The sequence below is a fragment of the Rhodococcus oxybenzonivorans genome (assembly GCF_003130705.1).
Lineage (GTDB): Bacteria > Actinomycetota > Actinomycetes > Mycobacteriales > Mycobacteriaceae > Rhodococcus_F > Rhodococcus_F oxybenzonivorans.
The window spans coordinates 6,591,862-6,611,769 of record NZ_CP021354.1 but is presented as its reverse complement, the minus strand read 5'-3'; the positions used below and the strand labels follow the sequence as shown (position 1 = coordinate 6,611,769).

Annotated in this window: 18 protein-coding genes; 10 read left to right on the top strand and 8 right to left on the bottom strand. The window is 64.2% G+C overall.

The window, feature by feature from the left end; genetic code table 11:
- Window positions 1-706 precede the first annotated feature (706 nt).
- The 9 genes from rpmH to CBI38_RS30635 all read left to right on the top strand — a co-directional run bounded on the left by rpmH (window position 707) and on the right by CBI38_RS30635 (window position 8,855).
- Entirely contained in the window at window positions 707-850 is a 144-nt protein-coding gene (gene rpmH, locus CBI38_RS30680) for a 50S ribosomal protein L34 (RefSeq protein WP_005263481.1), read from the top strand.
- Between the two features lie 27 nt (window positions 851-877).
- Window positions 878-1,243, top strand: coding sequence for a ribonuclease P protein component (rnpA, locus tag CBI38_RS30675; protein WP_109334762.1), 366 nt, complete (start codon window positions 878-880; stop codon window positions 1,241-1,243).
- 6 nt (window positions 1,244-1,249) lie between these two features.
- The gene (gene yidD, locus CBI38_RS30670; RefSeq protein ID WP_109334761.1) at window positions 1,250-1,642 is read left to right on the top strand and encodes a membrane protein insertion efficiency factor YidD; all 393 of its coding nucleotides are present in this window, start codon (window positions 1,250-1,252) and stop codon (window positions 1,640-1,642) included.
- A gap of 4 nt (window positions 1,643-1,646) precedes the next feature.
- A complete protein-coding gene (gene yidC, locus CBI38_RS30665) occupies window positions 1,647-2,756 on the top strand; it encodes a membrane protein insertase YidC (RefSeq protein WP_109334760.1) in 1,110 nt (369 codons plus the stop codon).
- Between the two features lie 19 nt (window positions 2,757-2,775).
- Complete coding sequence (locus CBI38_RS30660; protein ID WP_109334759.1) at window positions 2,776-3,330, top strand: Jag family protein; 555 nt, start codon at window positions 2,776-2,778, stop codon at window positions 3,328-3,330.
- A gap of 1,849 nt (window positions 3,331-5,179) precedes the next feature.
- The gene (gene rsmG, locus CBI38_RS30650) at window positions 5,180-5,863 is read left to right on the top strand and encodes a 16S rRNA (guanine(527)-N(7))-methyltransferase RsmG (protein WP_109334757.1); all 684 of its coding nucleotides are present in this window, start codon (window positions 5,180-5,182) and stop codon (window positions 5,861-5,863) included.
- 69 nt (window positions 5,864-5,932) lie between these two features.
- Complete coding sequence (locus tag CBI38_RS30645; RefSeq protein WP_109334756.1) at window positions 5,933-6,946, top strand: ParA family protein; 1,014 nt, start codon at window positions 5,933-5,935, stop codon at window positions 6,944-6,946.
- Window positions 6,943-8,004, top strand: a complete 1,062-nt coding sequence (locus CBI38_RS30640) for a ParB/RepB/Spo0J family partition protein (protein WP_109334755.1) — start codon at window positions 6,943-6,945, stop codon at window positions 8,002-8,004. Before CBI38_RS30645 ends, CBI38_RS30640 begins: the two co-directional genes overlap by 4 nt.
- Window positions 8,005-8,159: 155 nt before the next feature.
- Window positions 8,160-8,855, top strand: a complete 696-nt coding sequence (locus CBI38_RS30635) for a hypothetical protein (RefSeq protein ID WP_109334754.1) — start codon at window positions 8,160-8,162, stop codon at window positions 8,853-8,855.
- A gap of 3 nt (window positions 8,856-8,858) precedes the next feature.
- On the opposite strand, the gene CBI38_RS30630 is transcribed toward CBI38_RS30635, so the two are convergent.
- The 5 genes from CBI38_RS30630 to CBI38_RS30610 form a co-directional block, all read right to left on the bottom strand.
- Window positions 8,859-10,058 carry an N-acetylmuramoyl-L-alanine amidase gene (locus tag CBI38_RS30630; RefSeq protein WP_109334753.1) on the bottom strand — a complete coding sequence of 400 codons (1,200 nt, stop codon included), beginning with the start codon at window positions 10,056-10,058 and terminating at the stop codon, window positions 8,859-8,861.
- 168 nt (window positions 10,059-10,226) lie between these two features.
- Window positions 10,227-10,550: a thioredoxin gene (trxA, locus tag CBI38_RS30625; protein WP_109334752.1), complete on the bottom strand. Its 324-nt coding sequence runs from the start codon at window positions 10,548-10,550 to the stop codon at window positions 10,227-10,229.
- Between the two features lie 48 nt (window positions 10,551-10,598).
- A complete protein-coding gene (trxB, locus tag CBI38_RS30620) occupies window positions 10,599-11,582 on the bottom strand; it encodes a thioredoxin-disulfide reductase (RefSeq protein ID WP_109334751.1) in 984 nt (327 codons plus the stop codon).
- 108 nt (window positions 11,583-11,690) lie between these two features.
- Window positions 11,691-12,878 carry a 4,4'-dithiodibutanoate disulfide reductase gene (nox, locus tag CBI38_RS30615; RefSeq protein ID WP_109334750.1) on the bottom strand — a complete coding sequence of 396 codons (1,188 nt, stop codon included), beginning with the start codon at window positions 12,876-12,878 and terminating at the stop codon, window positions 11,691-11,693.
- A 36-nt stretch (window positions 12,879-12,914) separates the two neighbouring features.
- Window positions 12,915-13,886: an NAD-dependent epimerase/dehydratase family protein gene (locus CBI38_RS30610; RefSeq protein WP_109334749.1), complete on the bottom strand. Its 972-nt coding sequence runs from the start codon at window positions 13,884-13,886 to the stop codon at window positions 12,915-12,917.
- A gap of 88 nt (window positions 13,887-13,974) precedes the next feature.
- Here CBI38_RS30610 and CBI38_RS30605 point away from each other — a divergent pair, with 88 nt between their 5' ends.
- Entirely contained in the window at window positions 13,975-14,532 is a 558-nt protein-coding gene (locus CBI38_RS30605; RefSeq protein WP_109334748.1) for a TetR/AcrR family transcriptional regulator, read from the top strand.
- 11 nt (window positions 14,533-14,543) lie between these two features.
- Here CBI38_RS30605 and CBI38_RS30600 read toward each other — a convergent pair whose 3' ends face one another.
- From CBI38_RS30600 to CBI38_RS30590, 3 genes are all read right to left on the bottom strand, one after another.
- On the bottom strand, window positions 14,544-15,290 hold the full coding sequence (locus CBI38_RS30600; RefSeq protein ID WP_109334747.1) for a hypothetical protein: 747 nt from the start codon (window positions 15,288-15,290) through the stop codon (window positions 14,544-14,546).
- Window positions 15,291-15,368: 78 nt separating this feature from the next.
- A complete protein-coding gene (sigM, locus tag CBI38_RS30595) occupies window positions 15,369-15,950 on the bottom strand; it encodes an RNA polymerase sigma factor SigM (RefSeq protein WP_109334746.1) in 582 nt (193 codons plus the stop codon).
- 47 nt (window positions 15,951-15,997) lie between these two features.
- Window positions 15,998-19,870, bottom strand: coding sequence for a murein biosynthesis integral membrane protein MurJ (locus tag CBI38_RS30590; RefSeq protein WP_204165005.1), 3,873 nt, complete (start codon window positions 19,868-19,870; stop codon window positions 15,998-16,000).
- Between the last annotated feature and the right edge of the window lie 38 nt (window positions 19,871-19,908).

Sequence of the window (19,908 nt, the reverse complement as noted above, 5' to 3'; positions counted from 1 at the left end):
GTGGTTCCTCCCCAGTTTGTCGAGATGTCGGTGCCGTCGCCGAGGTGGAATTGGGCGTTCCCCGACCTGAGGATGGACCCCGTACGGACCTACGAATATGCCATCTGAACTGTGTTTCCACACAATTATCCACAGATGTGGACAAAGCTTGGAGGACTGGTGTGAAGACGTCGTTACGAGGTGAAACTTCCAGATTTACCGCCCTGAACTGCGGTTTTGCGCAGGACGTCTGGATGAAGGGGGTGGACCGACCCGGGATGTGACGTGCGTCAGCAACCCTCGGGGTGACCGAAGGCGGGACACCGTCTGTGCCCTGTGGATGAATTCTGGTGAATGTGCAGATGAGAACGGTGAAGTCGAGAGCTGGGCACTCGATCAGGGTTCATCGGCGAGACCATGCTTCAACGCTAGCAACAGTGTCGGCAACCTCACAGCGGTTTGGCACATCGGAAGTTGGGGTGCAAGCATTTATCGAACCTCGGCGTGTCGGTCATCCCGTTCGCAGAGGAAGTGCAGGTGAGCGAGTTTGACCTGACCGGGAGTCATCAGTACTCTCGAACAGTCACCCTGTGGTGAGGTGGCGGTATCGTGCTGGATTCAGTCCAGCGGCGATGTCGTGTGTCACTGCTGGTTGACCACCTGAGTTTTCGACCATGTTAGATCCAGGACGCCGGGAGGCGTCGATGAATTTCGAGGAGTGTTGACCGTGGCCAAGGGCAAGCGGACGTTCCAGCCGAACAACCGACGCCGCGCGCGCGTTCACGGCTTCCGTCTTCGTATGCGGACCCGTGCGGGTCGTGCAATCGTTTCGGCGCGTCGCCGTAAGGGCCGCGAATCCCTCACCGCCTGATCCCGATACTGGGTTCAGGAGCTCGGGGTGTTGCCTGAGCCGTACCGATTGCGTCGTCATTCAGACTTTTCGTTGACTGTACGACGCGGTCGCCGGATGGGAAGACGCGATCTGGTTGTCCACGCATTCGACCGTGGACAGACAGATGAGCTGGTGAGTAGCGGCGGTCCACGATTTGGACTGGTTGTGAGTAAGGCTGTCGGGCCGGCGGTGATTCGACATCGAGTCGCACGCCGGCTTCGTCATATCTGCATCGACCTGGTGGGTGCTGTTCCAGCCACCACCGATGTGGTGATTCGGGCTCTTCCGGGAGCCGCGACTGCAAGTAGCCGGGATCTGGACAAGCAACTTCGTGCAGGTCTCTCCCGATTGGATCTTCTTGCGCATGAGTAACTTCGCATGAAAAGCGCACTCGACGAGTCGCGAGCCGCGGTGGCGGGTGCCGATACCCCGACGACGTCCACGTGGGCGACCATCCGTGCCCTGCCGGCGCGAATCCTTATCTTTCTGATCGAGTTGTACCGGACATATGTGTCGCCCCTGAGGTTGCCGACCTGCCGGTTCACACCCACCTGTAGCGAGTACGCAGTCGAATCCCTGCGCACCCACGGGGTTCTCAAAGGTCTTGTCTTGACGGTGGTCCGGCTGGCGAAATGTGCGCCCTGGCACCCTGGTGGGTGGGATCCCGTGCCCGGTGGGCCGGATTCGGTCCCTCACCAACATGCGGGTAGCCGTCATCCGGGTAGCCGTCACCACTGTCCGGTGAACGTGGACGAACAGAGGAGTACATAGAGCCGTGCTCGACTTCATTTACTATCCGGTGTCCGGGATCCTGTGGGTCTGGCACAAGGTTTTCGGGGCGATTCCCTTCCTGGGACCGGACAGTGGCTTCACGTGGGCCCTCTCCGTGGTATTCCTCGTCTTCACCTTGCGCGCCATCCTGTACAAGCCTTTCGTCAAGCAGGTGCGTACCACGCGCCAGATGCAGGAACTGCAACCGCAGATCAAGGCACTGCAGAAGAAGTATGCAGGTGACCGCCAGCGGCAGGCCGTCGAGATGCAGAAGCTCCAAAAAGAGCACGGATTCAACCCGATCATGGGCTGTCTACCCGTGCTTGCTCAGGCGCCTGTGTTCATCGGTCTGTTCCACGTTCTTCGGTCGTTCAACCGCACCGGTACCGGTTTCGGACAGCTCGGCATGTCGGTCGAGGACAACGCGAATACGCCGAACTACTTCTTCAGCGTCGAGGACGTCCAGTCCTTCCTGAGTGCCCGACTTTTCGGTGCACCGATTTCGGCTGCGATCACCACCCCGTCGGATCAGCTCGAGGCGTTCGCGATCTACGGTCCGGTCCCGACCATGCTGAACATTGCAGCGGTTGCTATCCCGCTCATGGTCATCGCGAGCGTTGCGACGCACTTCAACTCCCGCGCCTCCGTCGCTCGACAGAGCCCTGAGGCCGCCGCGAACCCGCAGTCCGCGATCATGAACAAGCTTGCGCTGTGGATTTTCCCACTGGGCGTCCTTGTCGGTGGCCCCTTCCTCCCCATCGCAATCCTTCTCTACTGGGTGAGTAACAACATCTGGACCTACGCGCAGCAGCACATCGTCTTCCGGAAGATCGATGCGGAAGAGGAAGAGAAGAAGCAGGCAGCGCTGGCTCGTCGAGCGGAGAACGCCCCGAAGCCAGGTGCGCGCCCCAATCTTTCGAAGAAGAAGAAGGCTGCGGTAGACGGAGCCCCGGGCGAACCAGAGGTCGTCGACGGAGTGGTGGAAGACGACGCCTCCGAACAGTCGACGGGAACTGTGAGCGGTGACGGTTCACCGACGGGCACGTCGAAGCCGAAACCCGGTGCCCGGCCTCAGACGAACCGCGGAAAGTCCCCTAAGCGCAAGCGGCGCTGATTCAGAAAAGAGAACGAGTATGGCTACTGAGCCTGACATCGCAGTGGACGGAGATGAGACAGACGTGACGGCTCCGACGCAGAACCCGGACACCGAGGTTGACTCCGATTCTGACGACTACCTCATCGAGGAAGGCGAGATCGCCGGCGACTACCTCGAGCAACTCCTCGACGTGCTCGATTTCGATGGCGATATCGATCTGGACGTCGAAGGCGATCGAGCAGTCGTCAGTATCGACGGGGGTGACGATCTCACCAAGTTGGTCGGCCGCAAAGGTGAGGTACTCGACGCACTCCAGGAGCTCACACGCCTTGCTGTGCAACAGGCAACGGGTGAACGCAGCCGACTGATGCTGGACATCGCTGGTTGGCGTGCCGGGCGTCGCGCGGAACTCACCGAGTTGGGTGCGTCCGCAGCACGCCGCGTGCTCGAGACCGGCGAACGGGAGGAGCTCACTCCGATGACCCCGTTCGAGCGGAAGATCGTGCACGACGCTGTTGCCAAGGTCGCTGGGGTCTCCAGCGAGAGCGAGGGCGCCGAGCCGTCGCGTCGCGTAGTCGTGATCAAGGACTGACTCAGCACACCACATTCGGAAGGCGGGCCCAGGGTATCCCTGGGCCCGCTTTCTTTCGTTCCGGCAACGCCAATCGGTGTCTCTCGTTTCACGTGAAACACACCAGACCCTCCCCTCCCCCACCTGAGTCGTCGGCCGGACGGCACGTGCACCGTCACTCACTGCAAGACATGGTGACGATCCACGGCCCTCGTGCGTGCAACTGCTGACGTGAAGCGCAGGACGGCCGTCCCGGACGGGCTGGGTAGGAGGAGACATCCGCAACTGCCGATTTTGCGAACTCGTCCTGGACCGGAACCGGTGAGTCGAGTCGACGTGCGTGGTCGTGACTCGACGAAGGACTGGTGCCACGCGCGTTAGGGCCTGGGGCCGGAGGGGCGTCGGTTGGCGGCACCGGCGAAAGGAAGGGGTTCTGGTCGATTGAGTTCCGCTGCAGCGAACCCGGGCGCCCGGGCCACCTTGCCCCGCGTCATACATCCACCGAGGGTGCCGACTGCCTACGACCCCGTGATCGTGATGCTCGTTTCGATCGAAGCGCGCGAAGGTGTGTGCCCGGAGCGTCGAAGCAGGCTGGTCTCGGTGTTGGCATGTGCGCCCCGCGGCAGGCGGTCGATGGTCCGGGATTCCTCTGGTTCAGGTGAGCCGGGCCGTGCCAGTACGAAAAATTGCCGAAACATTGAGTCGGTTTCCGGCCATCCAACCACCCATCGGAGTTTCGTCACTGTGATGATTCCGATTCGCCCTCGTCGACGCGCCGCAATGGGCGCGTCTCGGGATTCGTCAGGCAATCGGAGATACAGCGTTCGTGGCGGCAGCAGCGGCAGGATCGGAGGGCGACGATGTGACTTCTGGTGTCGACGGTCTCGTCAGCCGAGCGGGTTCGAATCGTATGCTCCCGCCCCGGGGGCGATGTTTCACGTGGAACCACCAATGGTGGCCGATGATGTTTCTCGGACTGACGCCGCCCGAGAAACTTGCCGAACGGCCGTTCGGAGTAGAGACCTCGCACCTCCACACGCCGGCCGCGCTGTGGTGATGCCTGAACTCGGGGGCACCTGCCGCCGGCACAGCGGCAGCCTAGCTTCTTCGCGTTCAATTTAGTGTTCGGTAGCTTCTAGGCCGCCGAACGGAAACATCGGTTCCCGGCAGCGCGCTCATCACGTCCCGGCAGGGCGCCCAGCGTCGCCGGTACCGCATGCCGCCGTCCTACCCACTGATTGTCGACGCCGGGCGCGCGGGTTCACCGACGCCGAGCTGAAGTTGAGGATGCGCCCAAATTGGGTGAAACCCTCGCAGTTTGGAACGCGAGGTCCGCCACAGCTAGTCAATGTTTCACGTGGAACCGGCGTCATTGCGGTACATCTGTGTCGAGGGTTGAAATCCGACGAAGAGATGCGCTTCAAGTCCTAATCGACTTCGCTAGGCCGGGCCGGGCCATGCGTATCCGCAGTGAAGTCGGAGACGATGCCGCGAAGCGTGTCAGCATGTTCCACGTGAAACACAGGCCGGATGCGACCCCTATTGGCCCCCACGGAACAGACGTCGCGGCGTGTGTCCGAGGGCCGCGCACACACGGCACCGCTTCCAATCGGGCACGGAAGCGGATGCCTCAAAGATCTAAAGCCCTCGACTGTGAGCAAGGCGGTAGCACAGCTTTCATCGTGCGCCGCTGATCGCCTGCTGTCCGTTCGGCGCCGGGTTTTCACCTACACCCCCTCCCCTCCCCCACCGCGGGTGTGGCGGTCTAGACACTCTTCGGCGTTGCGAGTGGGTGTTAGGGGACGCAGTCGGGAATCAGGGCGGATAATGGAGAGGCTGAGTTTGTAGAAGATGAGCTCTTCGCGGGAGGATGTTTCACGTGGAACCGAATGGTGAGAAGCCGGCCGACTGGGACGAACAAGCGGCGGCTCGCCAGGTGTTCGGTGAACGATTCGACATCGCGGAGCGGTACTACAAGTCTCTCGCAAGTGACGGTGTAGAGCGTGGCCTGATCGGGCCACGAGAGGTTCCTCGCCTGTGGGAACGGCACCTTCTCAACTGTGCAGTGATCGGTGAGTTGATCGCTGAGGGCGAGTCCGTGGTGGATGTCGGCAGCGGAGCGGGACTGCCCGGTATTCCGTTGGCGATTGCCCGTCCCGACTTGCGGATCACCTTGGTCGAGCCCCTGCTGCGACGATCTGTATATCTTGCGGAGTTCGTCGAGTCGAACGGTTTGGATGTGTTGGTTGTTCGTGGTCGCGCGGAAGAGTCTGGCGTGGTGAAAGAAGCCGGTGGCGCGGACGTTGTCACATCGCGGGCAGTGGCACCGTTGGAGAAGTTGGCCAAGTGGTCGCTGCCGTTGATCCACGAGCATGGGAGAATGCTTGCACTGAAGGGTTCGAGCGCGGCCGACGAGATCGCCCGCGACCGTGCCGCTTTGACTCGGCTGGGTGCTGGCAAGCTGGACATCGTGGAATGTGGAGTGGGTCTTCTTCCGGTTCCTACCGTGGTGGTTCGGGCAGAGCGTGTACCGAAACGCCGTCAGCGCCGATGAGACACTCGGGCGACGGATGCGGAGTGAGTATGTCGAGTAACGAGCGATTCCCAATCGAAGGAGTAATCAATGTCGGGTGGGCCTGAATCCGCCGTTTCACGTGAAACAGTTTCACGTGAAACCGAACATCGATCCGACCACGCGACGAGCTCGGGAAACGGAGACGACGGATTCACGGCTCCGTATAACGGCATCTCCGTCGAGGAGACTCCGATTGGCGCGGCCGCGCATAGAGCCAGCCAGGTACTCCACCCCCACTCCGTGACGCTACCCAAACCGCCGGAGCGCCGGATTCTCACAATCGCCAATCAGAAGGGCGGGGTCGGCAAGACCACAAGTGCGGTCAACCTCGCCTCCGCTCTCGCAGTGCAGGGTCTGACGGTCCTCGTGATCGACCTCGACCCCCAGGGCAATGCCAGTACCGCCCTCGGAGTGGCCCACCATTCGGGTATCCCGTCGAGCTACGAACTGCTCCTGGGTGAGGTAACCGCCGCCGAGGCGATCCAAACGAGCCCACACAACGAGCGACTCTTCTGCATCCCGGCGACCATCGACCTCGCCGGCGCCGAGATCGAGCTGGTGTCGATGGTGGCCCGCGAGGGCCGGCTGAAGGGGGCGCTGTCAGAAAAGGCGCTCCGAGATATCGACGCCGACTTCATCCTCATCGACTGTCCTCCATCGCTCGGCTTGCTCACGGTGAACGCGATGGTCGCGGCCAAGGAAGTTCTGATTCCGATCCAGTGCGAGTACTACGCGCTCGAAGGCGTCGGTCAATTGCTGCGGAACATCGAGTTGGTACAAGCCCACCTCAATCCGGACCTGCATGTCTCGACCGTGCTACTGACGATGTATGACGGACGCACGAAGCTCGCAGACCAGGTGGCAGCGGAAGTCCGGTCCCACTTCGGAGACGCCGTCCTCCGCGCGGTCATCCCCCGAAGTGTGAAGGTCTCCGAAGCGCCCGGATACGGGATGACGGTGTTGGACTACGACCCCGGTTCACGTGGCGCGATGAGCTACCTCGACGCGGGACGTGAACTCGCAGCGCGTACAGCACAGATCACGAAGCAGGAGCAGAGATGAGTCAGACGCGTAAGGGTGGACTCGGCCGCGGATTGGCCGCGCTGATTCCGACCGGTCCCACGACGGCACCGGGGCTGGGCACCGCCGCCGCCGATGTAGTGATCGGCACCGACAAGCGCCACATCCCCGCCCCGCCCACCCCGAACTCGTCGACCTCACCTTCCGACAGCGACCGAGCTTCTGCATCCACGGGAAACAACGGCGATGGGAAGGTTACGAATGGGGCTGAGCCCGTCCCCTCCCCCACCGGTGCGGTGTACCGGGAAATCGCCCCGAACCTGATCGTGCGCAATCCGAAGCAGCCGCGACAGGTCTTCGATGACGAGGCGCTGGCGGAACTGGTGCACTCCATCCGCGAATTCGGTTTGATGCAGCCGATCGTGGTGCGCCCGGTCGAAGACGGCAAGTTTCAACTGGTCATGGGTGAGCGCCGCTGGCGGGCCGGCCAGGAGGCCGGACTCGACACGATCCCGGCCATCGTCCGTGAGACGGGTGACGACGCGATGCTCCGCGACGCCCTTCTCGAAAACATTCATCGGGTGCAGCTCAACCCGCTCGAGGAGGCGGCCGCCTACCAGCAGCTGCTCGAAGAGTTCGAGGTGACTCACGAGGAACTGGCTGCGAAGATCGGCCGGTCCCGCCCCGTGGTGACCAACATGATCCGCCTCCTCAAGCTTCCGATTCCCGTCCAGCGCCGCGTTGCCGCGGGAGTACTGTCCGCAGGACATGCCCGTGCACTGCTGTCACTCGAGGCCGGCGCCGACGCACAAGAGGTGATGGCCGCTCGAATCGTGGCGGAGGGAATGTCCGTCCGCGCCACGGAGGAGGCGGTCACCCTGGCGAACCGCAATGACGATCAGATTGCTCCTCCGCAACGCAGGAAGCCGATCCAGATGCCCGGACTACAGGATGTTGCCGAACGGTTGTCGGACTCCTTCGACACCAGGGTGACCGTCAGCCTCGGTAAGCGCAAAGGCAAGATCGTCGTCGAGTTCGGTTCGGTCGACGATCTGCAGCGAATTGTCGGAATGATGGAGGCGCAACGAGCCGATTCATGACTGTCTGGGCGAGGTAGAAGCACCCGCGGGTAATCCGTCACTGTGACAGCACCGGTGACAGCATCTCGGGGGCAGATCAGCGAGGACAACGAGCAGTGAAGATCAGAGGACAACACATGACTTGTAGTAGTGACATTTGGAGGCTGATCTAGCCAGTGTCGACTCACGTCACGTCGCTCACCCTCGACGGCCTGGACAAGCTCTCCGCTCACGCTCGTCGTTGCGTCTTCTGGGAGATGGATCCCGCGGCCATCCATAGTTCGCGCGGATTCTGTGACCAGGAATTCGAGAAGGAAGCATGGCTGTCGATGGTCATGCTCGAGTGGGGTTCCTGCGGTCAGGTCGCCGTCATGGATGGCAAGCCGGTCGGCAGCGCGCTATACGCTCCCCCACGCACGGTGCCTCGGGCACAGCTTCTGCCGACCGCTCCGGTGGGTGCCGATGCCGTCCTTCTCACCAGCTTGCGACTAGAGCCTGCCGGCGAAGAACAAAATCTGGGTGCCACCCTCATTCAGGCGGTGGTCGCTGATCTGGTGAGGCGCGGTGTCCGCGCCCTGGAGGCCTTCGGTATTCGAGACGGTGGGTCGAGCGATACCGACCACTCCGGCATCGCATCGGCGACCGCTGCCATGGAATGCTCCCCCGAGGAATGCATGATCCCCGCGGAGTTCCTCGAAGACAATGGCTTCGAGATCGTCGCTCCACACTACCGGTTCCCTCGGCTGAGGCTCGAGTTGAATCGTGACCACGGGTGGAAGGAAGACGTGGAGGCTGCTCTGGAACGCCTGTTGCATACGGCATCGGTGAGCATGGTCGACATCGGTGAGCGCACCCCGGTCGGAGTGCGCTGACGGTCAGGACCGTTCTGAAGAGGACAGTTCCTCGGCGAGCAACTCAGCGAAGGTGAACGTACCGGTGGGCTGATCGTCCTGCCCGAGCAGGTACAGACGCTTCACCGAAATGAGGATGGCCTCCGCGATCGCGTCACGTGCCCGCGGGTTGGACAGGACGGCAGCATCGGACCGGTTGGTGAGATAGCCGAGATCGATCTGCACGGTCGGCATCTTGGTCAGGCGGAGCAGATCCCAGGTGCGTCCGTGCGTCCGGCAGTCTTGCAATGGGGTGCGGGCCACAATCTCCCGCTGGATGAAGCCGGTGAGAACCTGGCCGATCATCGACGTCGAACCGTGCGAGTTGCCGAAGTGGAAGCTTGCAACGCCGTTGGCAGCGGGGCTGGAGTTGCTGTCACATCGTAGGGAGATCATGAGGTCGGCGTCGAAGGCATTCGACGTGGACGCGCGTTGGATGTCCGAAGGGTTCGCGTGGTGCGGCCGGGACAGGAAGGTTTCCATCCCTGTCGCCGCCATCCGGCCTTCGAGCCGGCTGGCGAGATCCCAAAGGATGTCCGACTCCGAGATGGTGCCATACGGAGAATGGACAATCGTGCCGTAGGTGTCCCCACCGAGACCGGGGTCGATGACGATGCGCTTGCCGCTGAGCTGTGGACCCGAGCTGCGGACCATTTCTTCTTCGCTCATCGCGTGGGGCGAACCACCGGTGACCCGGGTACCGAGCAACTCGAGCGAACGGAGGGTGGCAGGGCCGCAGATTCCGTCGGCTGCGATCCCGATCTCCCGCTGGAACGACGACAGCGATTCGTGTGTCTGCGGTCCGAAGAATCCGTCGACCCGGCCGACGTAGAACCCGAGGTCCTGCAGCCGTGTCTGCAACGTAGCGACGTCGTCCCCGTACAGGGGTGCAGACAGTTGGTAGATCAGCGTGCGTGCGCCCAGGCGGTAGGACGCCTCTTTCATGGACCGATAGGTGGCCGGACCCACGACTCCGTCCACGAGGAGCCCACGTTGCTGCTGGAAGGCCCGCACGGCGCTGTCGAGGTGGTGGTCGAAGACGGCGTCGGGCGCAATCCAGTGCGAACCATTATTGGTGTCGCGGCGAGTGTCGGCGACACCGTCGTGGAGGAACCCGAGACCGGCGAGAGTGCCCCGAATCTCAGCGACGGCCGGACCATGGTCGCCGTGACGGAGTCGGTGCATGTTCGGGCCTCTCAGTCTGATTCCACGGCCGTGTGTATCACTACAGCACAGCTCTCTACAAACGAGTCGATCGACGTGTCCCGTTCGCGGATGCGACAGGAGCACATCGATCGATTGTCTCAGAGATTCCCACAAAATCGGGAATCGGGCAGGCTGTTCAGGTGTCGATCAGAGAACGTCGGCCAGCTCTTTCAGCAGCGCAGCCTTGCCCTTCGTACCGACGATGGTGTTGATCGGCTTGCCGTCCTTGAACAGGATCAGCGTGGGGATCGACATCACCTGGAAGTCGCGGGCGGCACCCGGGTTCGCGTCGATGTCGAGCTTGGCGATCGTCAGCTTGTCGCTGTGCTCGCCGGCGATTTCCTCCAGCACCGGAGCGATCATCTTGCACGGGCCGCACCAGGTAGCCCAGAAATCGACGAGCACAGGCTTGTCGCTGCCCAGCACATCCTGTTGGAACGAATCATCGGTGATGGTAACGGTGTTCGACACGGGAAATCCCCTTACTCGACGGATAAAACTTGGACGATCGTGGACAACTCAGGCGTCGACCGGTGCACCGGCGGCCGCGATGGTGTTCGCGGTGATGTCGCCGCGCTCGGCGAGCCAACGCTCGGCGTCGATGGCCGCGGAACATCCGGTGCCGGCTGCGGTGATCGCCTGACGGTAGGTGTGGTCTACCAGATCACCGGCAGCGAAGACGCCGTCCAGCGAGGTGGCGGTGGTCGGCGTCTGCACCCGTACGTAACCGGCCTCGTCGACCTCGACCTGTCCCTTGACGAGTTCGCTGCGCGGGTCGTGACCGATGGCCACGAACATTCCGGTGACGGGAAGCGTGGACTGCTCACCGGTGACGGTGTCGCGCACGACCAGACCGGTGACGCTGTTCTCGCCGAGCACCTCGATCGGTTCTGCGTTGGTGACGAACCGGATCTTCTCGTTCGACTTGGCGCGCTCGAGCATGATGCGGGACGCCCGGAACTCCTCACGGCGGTGGACCACCGTGACACTGCGGGCGAACCTCGTGAGGAAGGTCGCTTCTTCCATTGCGGAGTCGCCGCCACCGACGACCACGATGTCTTGGTCCTTGAAGAAGAAGCCATCACAGGTGGCGCAGGCGCTGACGCCGCGGCCCAGGAGCTTCTCCTCGCCGGGGATGCCGAGGTATCGGGCAGCCGCGCCCATCGCGAGTACGACCGCGTGTGCCTGATAGGTCTCGCCACCGACGACGACCTTCTTGATCGGCCCGGTCAGATCGAGTTCCTCGACGTCCTCGGTACGGATGTCGGCGCCGAAGCGCTTGGCCTGCTCGCGCATCTCGTCCATCAGGTCGGGGCCCATGATTCCTTGCCGGAATCCGGGGAAGTTCTCGACCTCGGTCGTCGTCATCAGAGCACCGCCGAACTGGGTGCCCTCGAAGAGCAGCGGTTCGAGTTCCGCCCGCGCCGCGTAGACGGCTGCGGTATATCCGGCAGGTCCCGAACCAACGATGATGAGTTCATGAACCGTCGATGGAGTGGTCATGCGGGCCTTCCGATAGGGAGCGTGCACAGTCGAATTGATCAACACCAGACTAAAGGGTGTTGTTCCCGGACTGTAGGTGATACCGATCGCTCCCCCACGGGCCTCTGATCAGCGAAGAGTCTCTCGGATGACACAGCGGGTGCCGGTGTAGATGGTGGGCATGCATTTGTTGCAGTGAATGCACAGGCCTTCCGCTACGTGCTGGTCGCGGAACTTGTTGACGAGGTCCGGGTCGCGGAGCAGTGCGCGGGCCATCGCTACGAACTCGAACCCTTCACCCAGTGCGGTGTCGATGGTGTCGAGTCTGTTGACGCCCCCGAGAAGAATCAAAGGCATGGACAGCGCTTCGCGGAACTGGCGAGCCATCGGCAGGAAGAACGCTTCTTCGAACGGGTAGGTCGGGAAGATACGGGGTCCGTAGAGCTTCAGGCCGTACCCGACCAGTTTCGGTTGTGATGCAACGAATTCGGCCATCGGCACCTCTCCGCGGAAGAAGTACATTCCGTTGAGGAGGGAACTGCCGCCGGTGAGTTGCAGCGCGTCGAGATGCCCGTCCCGTTCGAGGAGTCGAGCGATGCGGAGGCTCTCGTCGAGCCACAATCCCTTGGGAACACCGTCGGTCATGTTGAACTTCGCGGTGACGGCGATCGTGTCGCCGACGACGCGGCGAATACCCTCGACCACACGGCGTGGGAAGGCTGCCCGCTTCTCCAGGCTGCCCCCGTATTCGTCGGTTCGCTTGTTCAGGTTGGGGCTCATGAAGGAACTGAGCAGGTAATTGTGGCCGAGATGAACCTCGATGGCGTCGAAGCCGGCATCGACGGCCGCCCGCGCAGCGTTCTCGAAGTCCGCGACGACCTGATCCAATTCGGTGTGGGTGGCACCACGCACCAGTCCCATGGCGGGCGGACTCAGGCGCGTGGACGGGGCCAGCGTCTTCGTGCGATTCGAGAGCGTGTTCGCGACCAGTCCGGCGTGCCCGATCTGCGCCGACGCCAACGCTCCTTCGGCATGGACGGCATCGGTGAGCCGCCGAAGTCCGGGAACACTGGCCTTGTCGAGGACCAGGGTATTGGCGTGGACCCGTCCGCCGGGTGAGACGGCGCAGTAGGCAACGGTGGTGAGCGCGGCGCCGCCACGGGCCACTTCGGCGTGGAATTCGACGAGCTTGTCGGTGACCTGCCCGCGAGGCATGACTCCTTCGAAGGTGGCGGCTTTCATGATGCGGTTGCGCAGGGTCAGAGGGCCGAGACGGGCGGGTTCCCAGATCGTGCGCCGGTCGGTCGGAGTGGTCATTGTGTCTGCCTTCGGGCGAGGAGGTGAGTGCTGCGATCAGGCGAACGTCGACGCGAGGGCGTCTCGGGGCGGACGCCACTTCAGACCCAGTTCGTCGCGCGTGCGGAAGTCGTCGGTGGCAGTGGCCGAAGTGAGCAGCCAGGCGGCTTCGTAACTGAAGCCTGCGCTGACCGCGGTGTATTTGCCGACGGCATCGGCGAGCCGTCCCAGGAACCGCACAACTCCCCCGGGCAGCGAGATCCGGCGCAGTCGTCGTCCCGAAGAATGTTCGAGGATGTCGATGAGGTGATTGAACTCGATCAGCTCGCCGCCGCAGACGTAACGCCGAGGTCCGCGGCCGGGCTGCATCACGGCGGCGTGGACAGCGGCAACATCGCGCACGTCGATCATCTGCATGCCGCCGCGGAACCGCGGAGCTACCCCGCTGCCCAGTAGGACGGCCCAACCCTGTTCGGTGACACCTTTGGTGCCTTCGAGGCCGGGACCGACCACACTGGTGGGATAGGTGATGACGACCGGTGCTCCGGCGTCCTGCAGAGCACGGGCGACACGATCGGCGGCCGCCTTCGTCCGCCCGTACGCGCTGCGTCCCGCCGCGGTGGGACTGTCGGGCCCGATCACGGGATCCGGGGATGGAAACAGCGCGCTGAAACTCGCGACATGGACGATCGGGTCGAGACCGAGGAAGGCGGCTCGGACGAGAATGGCGGCGGTGGCCTGAGCGTTGACCTCCCACATCAGCTGCTCACGCCGGTCGTCCGTGCCCACGACCCCTGCACCGTGCAGAAGTGCGTCACACCCGTCGAGCAGCTGCTCGATGGACGTTCGGTCGCGGATGTCCCCCACTACGACTTCGATCCGAGCCGAGGCGTCCCCCGCCGACGCCACCACAACGTCGATCGACTCGTGTGGAAGGACGAGCAGGCGGACGGTGTGGCCGTCGGCGAGCAGCGCCAGGGTCGTGTGAGCGCCCACGTACCCGGTGCCGCCCGTAACCGCAATCTTCATGTGCCCGTCCTGTCGAATTACGATGCCAGTGGTCTCGTATTAGGTACGATATAGCGAGGACGGCGCTTTTGTCCCACAATTCGAGCTGATGAATGCCACCGGAACAGGACGACCCCGTGACCCGCGCATCGACACCGACGTGCTGGCCGTGACCCGCGCGATGCTCGTCGAGTCCGGCTGGGAGCAACTGAGCATGCGGGCAATCGCCACCCGTTCCGGGGTGAGCAGGGCGTCGATTACCAGGCGGTGGCCGTCCAAAGCGCATCTTGTGCTCGACGCGATTCTCGGTGCCACCCCCGACCTGACGCCGTTCGAGGGCACCGATCGGGAAGGCTGGATTCGGTGGGTCGTGACCGGCAGTGCCGAGCTGTTCGCACGGCCTGAGGTTCGCGCGGCAACTCCCGGCCTCCTCGCCGCGATCCGGGATCACGCCGATCTGCGTAATGCCTTGTGGCAGGGGTTCAGCGGGCCCAGCACCCGCCTGTTCGACGATGATCAGGGTGAGGCGAGTACCGCGAAGGCTCTTCTCGTCCTCGCTGCTGGTGCCGCGATGTTCGCGAGTCTGATCGCCGTGGAGGACGACACTCCCGAGTTGCGTGCCAAAATTCTCGAGCTACTCGTTCCGTCTGCGCACAGCACGACATGATGCGTTGTCGCTCAACCGATATCGGTGACCGACATGGTGGCCGGATTCGTGGCACTGCAGCTGTTTCCCACAACCAGCGCGGTGATCTGCGGTGGCTGAGGCCCGGCAAGAAGGAGGAGTACTCCGGGGGCGCCGTCGAGCCGCACTTCCCCCGACCCCAGGAGCGTACGAGACGGCTCGATTCCGTTCGCGCGCAAGCACTCTGCGAGGACTTCCGGGTTCTCGAGCGCGCCCAGTTGACGGGATCCGATCACGGTGAGGAGGCGCGCGGCGTCGAGATCGGCGTCCAGCTCGAGAACCGCTGGACCGGAGGAAGTTTCGGAGGTGCTCGGAGAAGCAATCGGCGGATCGGTGGGATTGCTGGTCGGCGTGACGACAGCGATCGCCACCACGACCGCAGCGGCCGCGGCCACTGCGCCGCCTGCCACAGCCGCCCACCTTCTGCGCCGCGCGAGGGGCACCACCCGAGAGACCGAGGACTCCCTTTCCTCCGCGAGTGCGCGAGCGATGCGGTCGGCAACGTCGTCGGGAATTGGTGACGCGACGGAATGGTCGCGGCCCAGTGCCCCGAGCTGCTCGGTGACCCTGTCGAGCGCGGAAATGACCTCCATAGCTTCTGGATCGTTCCGCACCAGGGGCCAGAGGCGCTCACTCACGGACTCGGGCAGCACTCCGGCGTGAAGATCGGACAGCAGATCGGCGGAGTACGGCGGAGCCGGCAGCTCTCCATCCGAAGAGCCGACATCATCAGTGGCCATGACACCTCCTCACCGATTCCGCTCGGTCCTGACCGGCCTGACAGTCCTGCGCTCCTATAAGAGTTTGACGCCACAGGATCATGATCGGTTCCCCTCGTCCCGGAAATATTCGAGAGAAGCGGCCAACTTCTTGCGGCCACGCGCGCATCGACTCTTCACCGTGCCCTCCGGAACACCGAGCAGCCTGGCGGCTTCACTGGTCGAGTGACCTTCGAGGTCTACCGCCACGATCGCGGTCCGCTGGTCGGGCGGCAGCTGCGCCAAGGCGCGATCGACCACCAGGCTCATCTCGAGCTCGGCGACACGATCGCGGGCGTCCCGGGGCTCGTCGTCCTCGTCGGCCGACAGAGACACCGCAGGGCGGGCTTTGTTCCGGCGGATGCGGTCGAGGCAGGCATTGACGACGATCGTGTGCAACCAGCTCCGGACCGCGGCATCGCGTCGGAAGGAGCCGGCATTGCGGTGTGCCGACAGTAATGCCTCCTGCAGTGCGTCCGCGGCATCCTCGCGCGTGTAGCTGGTGCGCGTCGCGACGTGCCACAGGTGGTCGTAATGGCGACCGAGCAACGTCGCAAAGGCGTGCGGATCACCGGCGACATGCGCAGCGAGCAACTCGACATCCGAGGGTCCGCCCTCGGCGACCCCCCGGAAGATGCGCACCGGCGGATGTTAGCTCAGAACGCCGGGCCATGAATACCGGGAGCCGATTACGTCGTGGCGTTGAATCCCACGTCTGCGATGGAGGATTGGTTCTTGCCCCCGGAAGTGCTGAGGCCGGTGATCCAGACCAGGACGTTGGTGGTGGGCGCCTCCGATGTCACGGGGATTTCGGTGACGCCGCTACCGAGCACCTGCGAACCGATGACCTGGGTCTGGTCGAGGGTGGGCTCCTCCGAGGGGGCGCTCCGAATTTCTACCTTGGTGCCGGGTGTCGGCGAGTTGATCCACACGCTCGACAAGTTGGCCGGCTCGTCCAAGGTGATCATCAGGCCGACACCGTTCTTCAGTGCCGGGAACGGCTGGAAGTAGGAGTCGGTACTCCACACTGTGGCGGTGTTGCCGTCGATGGCGAGCCGGGCATTGGCAGCGGAGTCGGGTGTGCCCTGCGGCGAGAATACGGTGGCCGACGCGGGGGTGACCGGTGCGACGTTCGCCGGCGGTGCCGGTGCGGCGGGAGCGGCGGCGCCCGGAGGCGGCTCCGCGGAGGTGGTGAGGCCGAAGTCCTGCTCGGTGAGCGGAGCGTCCGAACTGCTTCCGGTCAAGAACGTGGCCAGCCAGAAACCGAGCAGAGCCAACACGATGATGGTCACGACCCCGAGACCGACGAGAGCGGCGAGCATCCTGTTGGACTTCTTCTTCTCCGCCTCGATGGCTTCGGGGTCGGCGAGCTCATGCCCGGATATGCCGGGCGTGCGCTGTCCGAGCCGCAGGGCGGGGATCAGTTCGGTTTTCTCGTTGATGACCGACGCCTGGTCGAGAATGTGCTGAACCGTGGCGGCTGTGCGGATGCCCCCGTTCGGCTCCAGCGAGCGCAGCGCGACCGCCGAGATTTCGAAGGGGACTTCCGGGCGAATGACCCGGGGGCCGATGGGTTGGCCGTTGGAGTCGCGGTCGGCCAGCCGCATGCCACCGACACTTCCCGGCCGATGGGTGGGGTCGCCTGCCGGTGCGGAGGGATCGCCGAGCGGCCAGCGGGCGGTGATGAGCGCGTAGAGCATGGCGCCCAGACCGCGTACGTCGGAACTGGAGTCGGAATCGGCGAGGGTGGCCGGGAAGGCCAGGACGGCGTCGCCGTTGATGCTGATCCGGATGCGGTCGGGGTGATCGATGGACAGTGCCCCACCGGCCCGGTGCGCCGTCTCCGCTGCTGCGGCGAGTGCCCGGATGGCTTTGGCGGCACCGATCGGAGAGGGCTTGGTGTCGGCCATCTCCCGCAACGAACGTCCGGGCGTCCACTCGGCGACGACGATGCCGCCCGAGCTGCCACGGACCACGTCGAGAACCCGGGCGAGACCGGGCGAGTTGATGCGACCCAGGCGCAGCGTGCGGGACAGGATCGCTTGCGGTCCTTCGGGTCCGGCCGAGGTGGAACGCTGTTCGGCGTCGACGAAGGTGAGAGCGACCTCACGGTCGAGCTTGACGTCGAGGGCCTGCCAGAACTGCAGGCCCCGGGACCCACCGTGCGGTGTGAGCAGACGGTAACGACCACCGGCGACGGAGGCGCCCGGAATCAGCTTGGGGCCGCGGGGAATAGGACGCGGGCCGGCGCCTCGATCACGACCGGGTCCGGGAGTGATCGGAATCACGCCGGTGTCGAAACTGGTGTCGTGGCCCGCTGCTGAACCCGTCGGCCGGGGGTCCTTGCGCGCGGGACCGCCTGCATCGAAGGAGGCAGTCTCGGCCGGAACGGCAGTCTTATCCGGAACGGCAGTGTCGGCCGACACAGCAGAGCCGGCGACGTTCGGCCCAGCCGTGCCGTTCGCCGGTGGCGTCGTGGAGCCGGCGTCGGCGGTGGTCGCCTGGTCCGACTTGGTCTTCGGGGTGCCGGAAGTTGCGGGCTCCGATTCGATTCGCGTGGTGGGGGCGTCGACGCCATTCGACGAAGCAGCCGAATTCCGTTCGGACGCTTGCACCGTAGAACCTCCGGCTCGCTTGCTGCCGGCTACGTCGTCGTCGCTCACCCTCACTCCTTCATTTTCGAATGCCCAACTCCGACCCGTACCGGGCGGCGATCCGACCCGCTCGTGTCCAGGGTACGGGAGACCACCGGGTCGTTCGATACCACGCGGGCGACCACCGAAGTCGCGCGGTGTGGCGCGGACCACGGGAATCAGTTCTGTTTGGGCGTCGGCGAGCGGGTCGGGCTCGGGTTCCGGTTCCCCGCCGCGACCGCGCAGTGCCCGGATCTTGCGCGCGACGGCGACAGTGATCGACATGATTTCGGGGACCTTCGCGAACCACAGAATGACGAAGGTGACACCGAGCATCAAGATCCCGCTGATCGCGACTCGGGCCATCGAACCCGGGCCGCCGAACAAAGTGGTGAGGCGGTCCAATTGCAGGAGGCGTTCGGCCCCGAGCATCGCGAGCGCGCCGGCGAGGGAGGCGAGCACCACCACCCACACGGTTTTCCCGACGTTGGCCATTTGGAGGTTTCCGAGGCTGCGGTGCAGGAGGTACCCACCGATGAGTGCACCGGTGATGTACCCGATGCCGTTCGCGGCGCCCAGCAGGATCACCACCTGGTCGTCGCTCGAGGCGATGAGGGGGGTGAGTGCGGAGAGTGCGATCTTCACCGCAGTGATGCCGAGGACGATCCAGGTGGGAGTCCAGGCGCGTTCACGGGCGTAGAAGACACGGAGCTGGATGAGGACGAGGGAATACGGGATGAGTGTGAAGGCGGACCAACTGACGGCCTGGCCGAGACGCCCCGCGTCACCCGTACCGAAGTTGCCGTACCCGTACAGGGCCTGCCCCACCTCGGGTCCCGCGAAGGTGAGGAAGGTGATGATCGGAACCAGCGAGATCATCGTCAGACGCGTCGCCACCGAGAGGTCGTCGACGACGGCGGGGGTGTCGTCGGCGGCGGCATTGCGGCTGAGCCGCGGCATGATCGCCGTGAGCACGGTGACACCGAGCACGCCGTACGGCAGCTGCAGCAGGAGCCACGCGTTGTTGTAGATCGCGGGACCCGACGCGTCCGCGTGGGACGAAATGCGGGTGGCGACGATCATGCCCGCCTGGCTGATCAGCACGTACAGGATGATGGCGACGGCCATCCCACCGAACTGCTTGAGCCGGTCGTCGAGGCCCCACAGCGGTTTCAACGAGATGCCTTCGCGCCGGATCGCAGGCACGAGGCTGGCGGCCTGCACCACGACACCGAGGGTGACGCCTACGCCGAGGACCAGCAGTTTCGGGTCGCTCATCCGCACCGGGTCGAGGGTGATTTCGCCCGGCATCGCGTAGTAGATCACCAGCACGGTGAGCATCACGACGTTGTTGAGCACCGGGGCCCAGGCCCCGGGTTTGAACACCTGCCTGGTGTTGAGAATCGCCGTGAGCAGGGCGGAGAGCCCGTAGAACAGAATCGCCGGCAGGAGGAGAAACGACAGAGCTGTGGTGAGGGACGTGTTGACCTTGCCGTCGTCGGACAGGAACACGTGGGTGGTGAGCACCGGCGCGGCCGCGGTGGCGAGTAACGCTGCCGTTCCGAGGAGCACACAGGTGGCCGTGAACAGGCGGCGCACGAAGGCGGCACCGTTGTCCGGGTCCTCACGTTCCGCGCGGACCAGCACGGGCACGACGATGGCGGTCAGCACCGCGCCGAGCACCAGCTCGGAAATCATGTTCGGAATCTGGCTGGCGACGGTGAACGAGCTGGCCACCGAGCCGCCGAGCAACGTCAGGACCAGAAGTTGCTTGGCGAATCCGGTGATGCGGCTGACGAGTGTCGCCACCGCGATCGACCCGGTGGACGCGAGGAGGCGGGAGTTGCTCTGTTTCTGCGGTGCCGTCGACGGTCCCGAGTCCCGGACCGGCGGCGGCGGGGGGTCGACCCGGATGGCCGCGAACTGCACCGTCGGTGCCTCGTCCGGTCGAATCTCCCGTGCCCAGT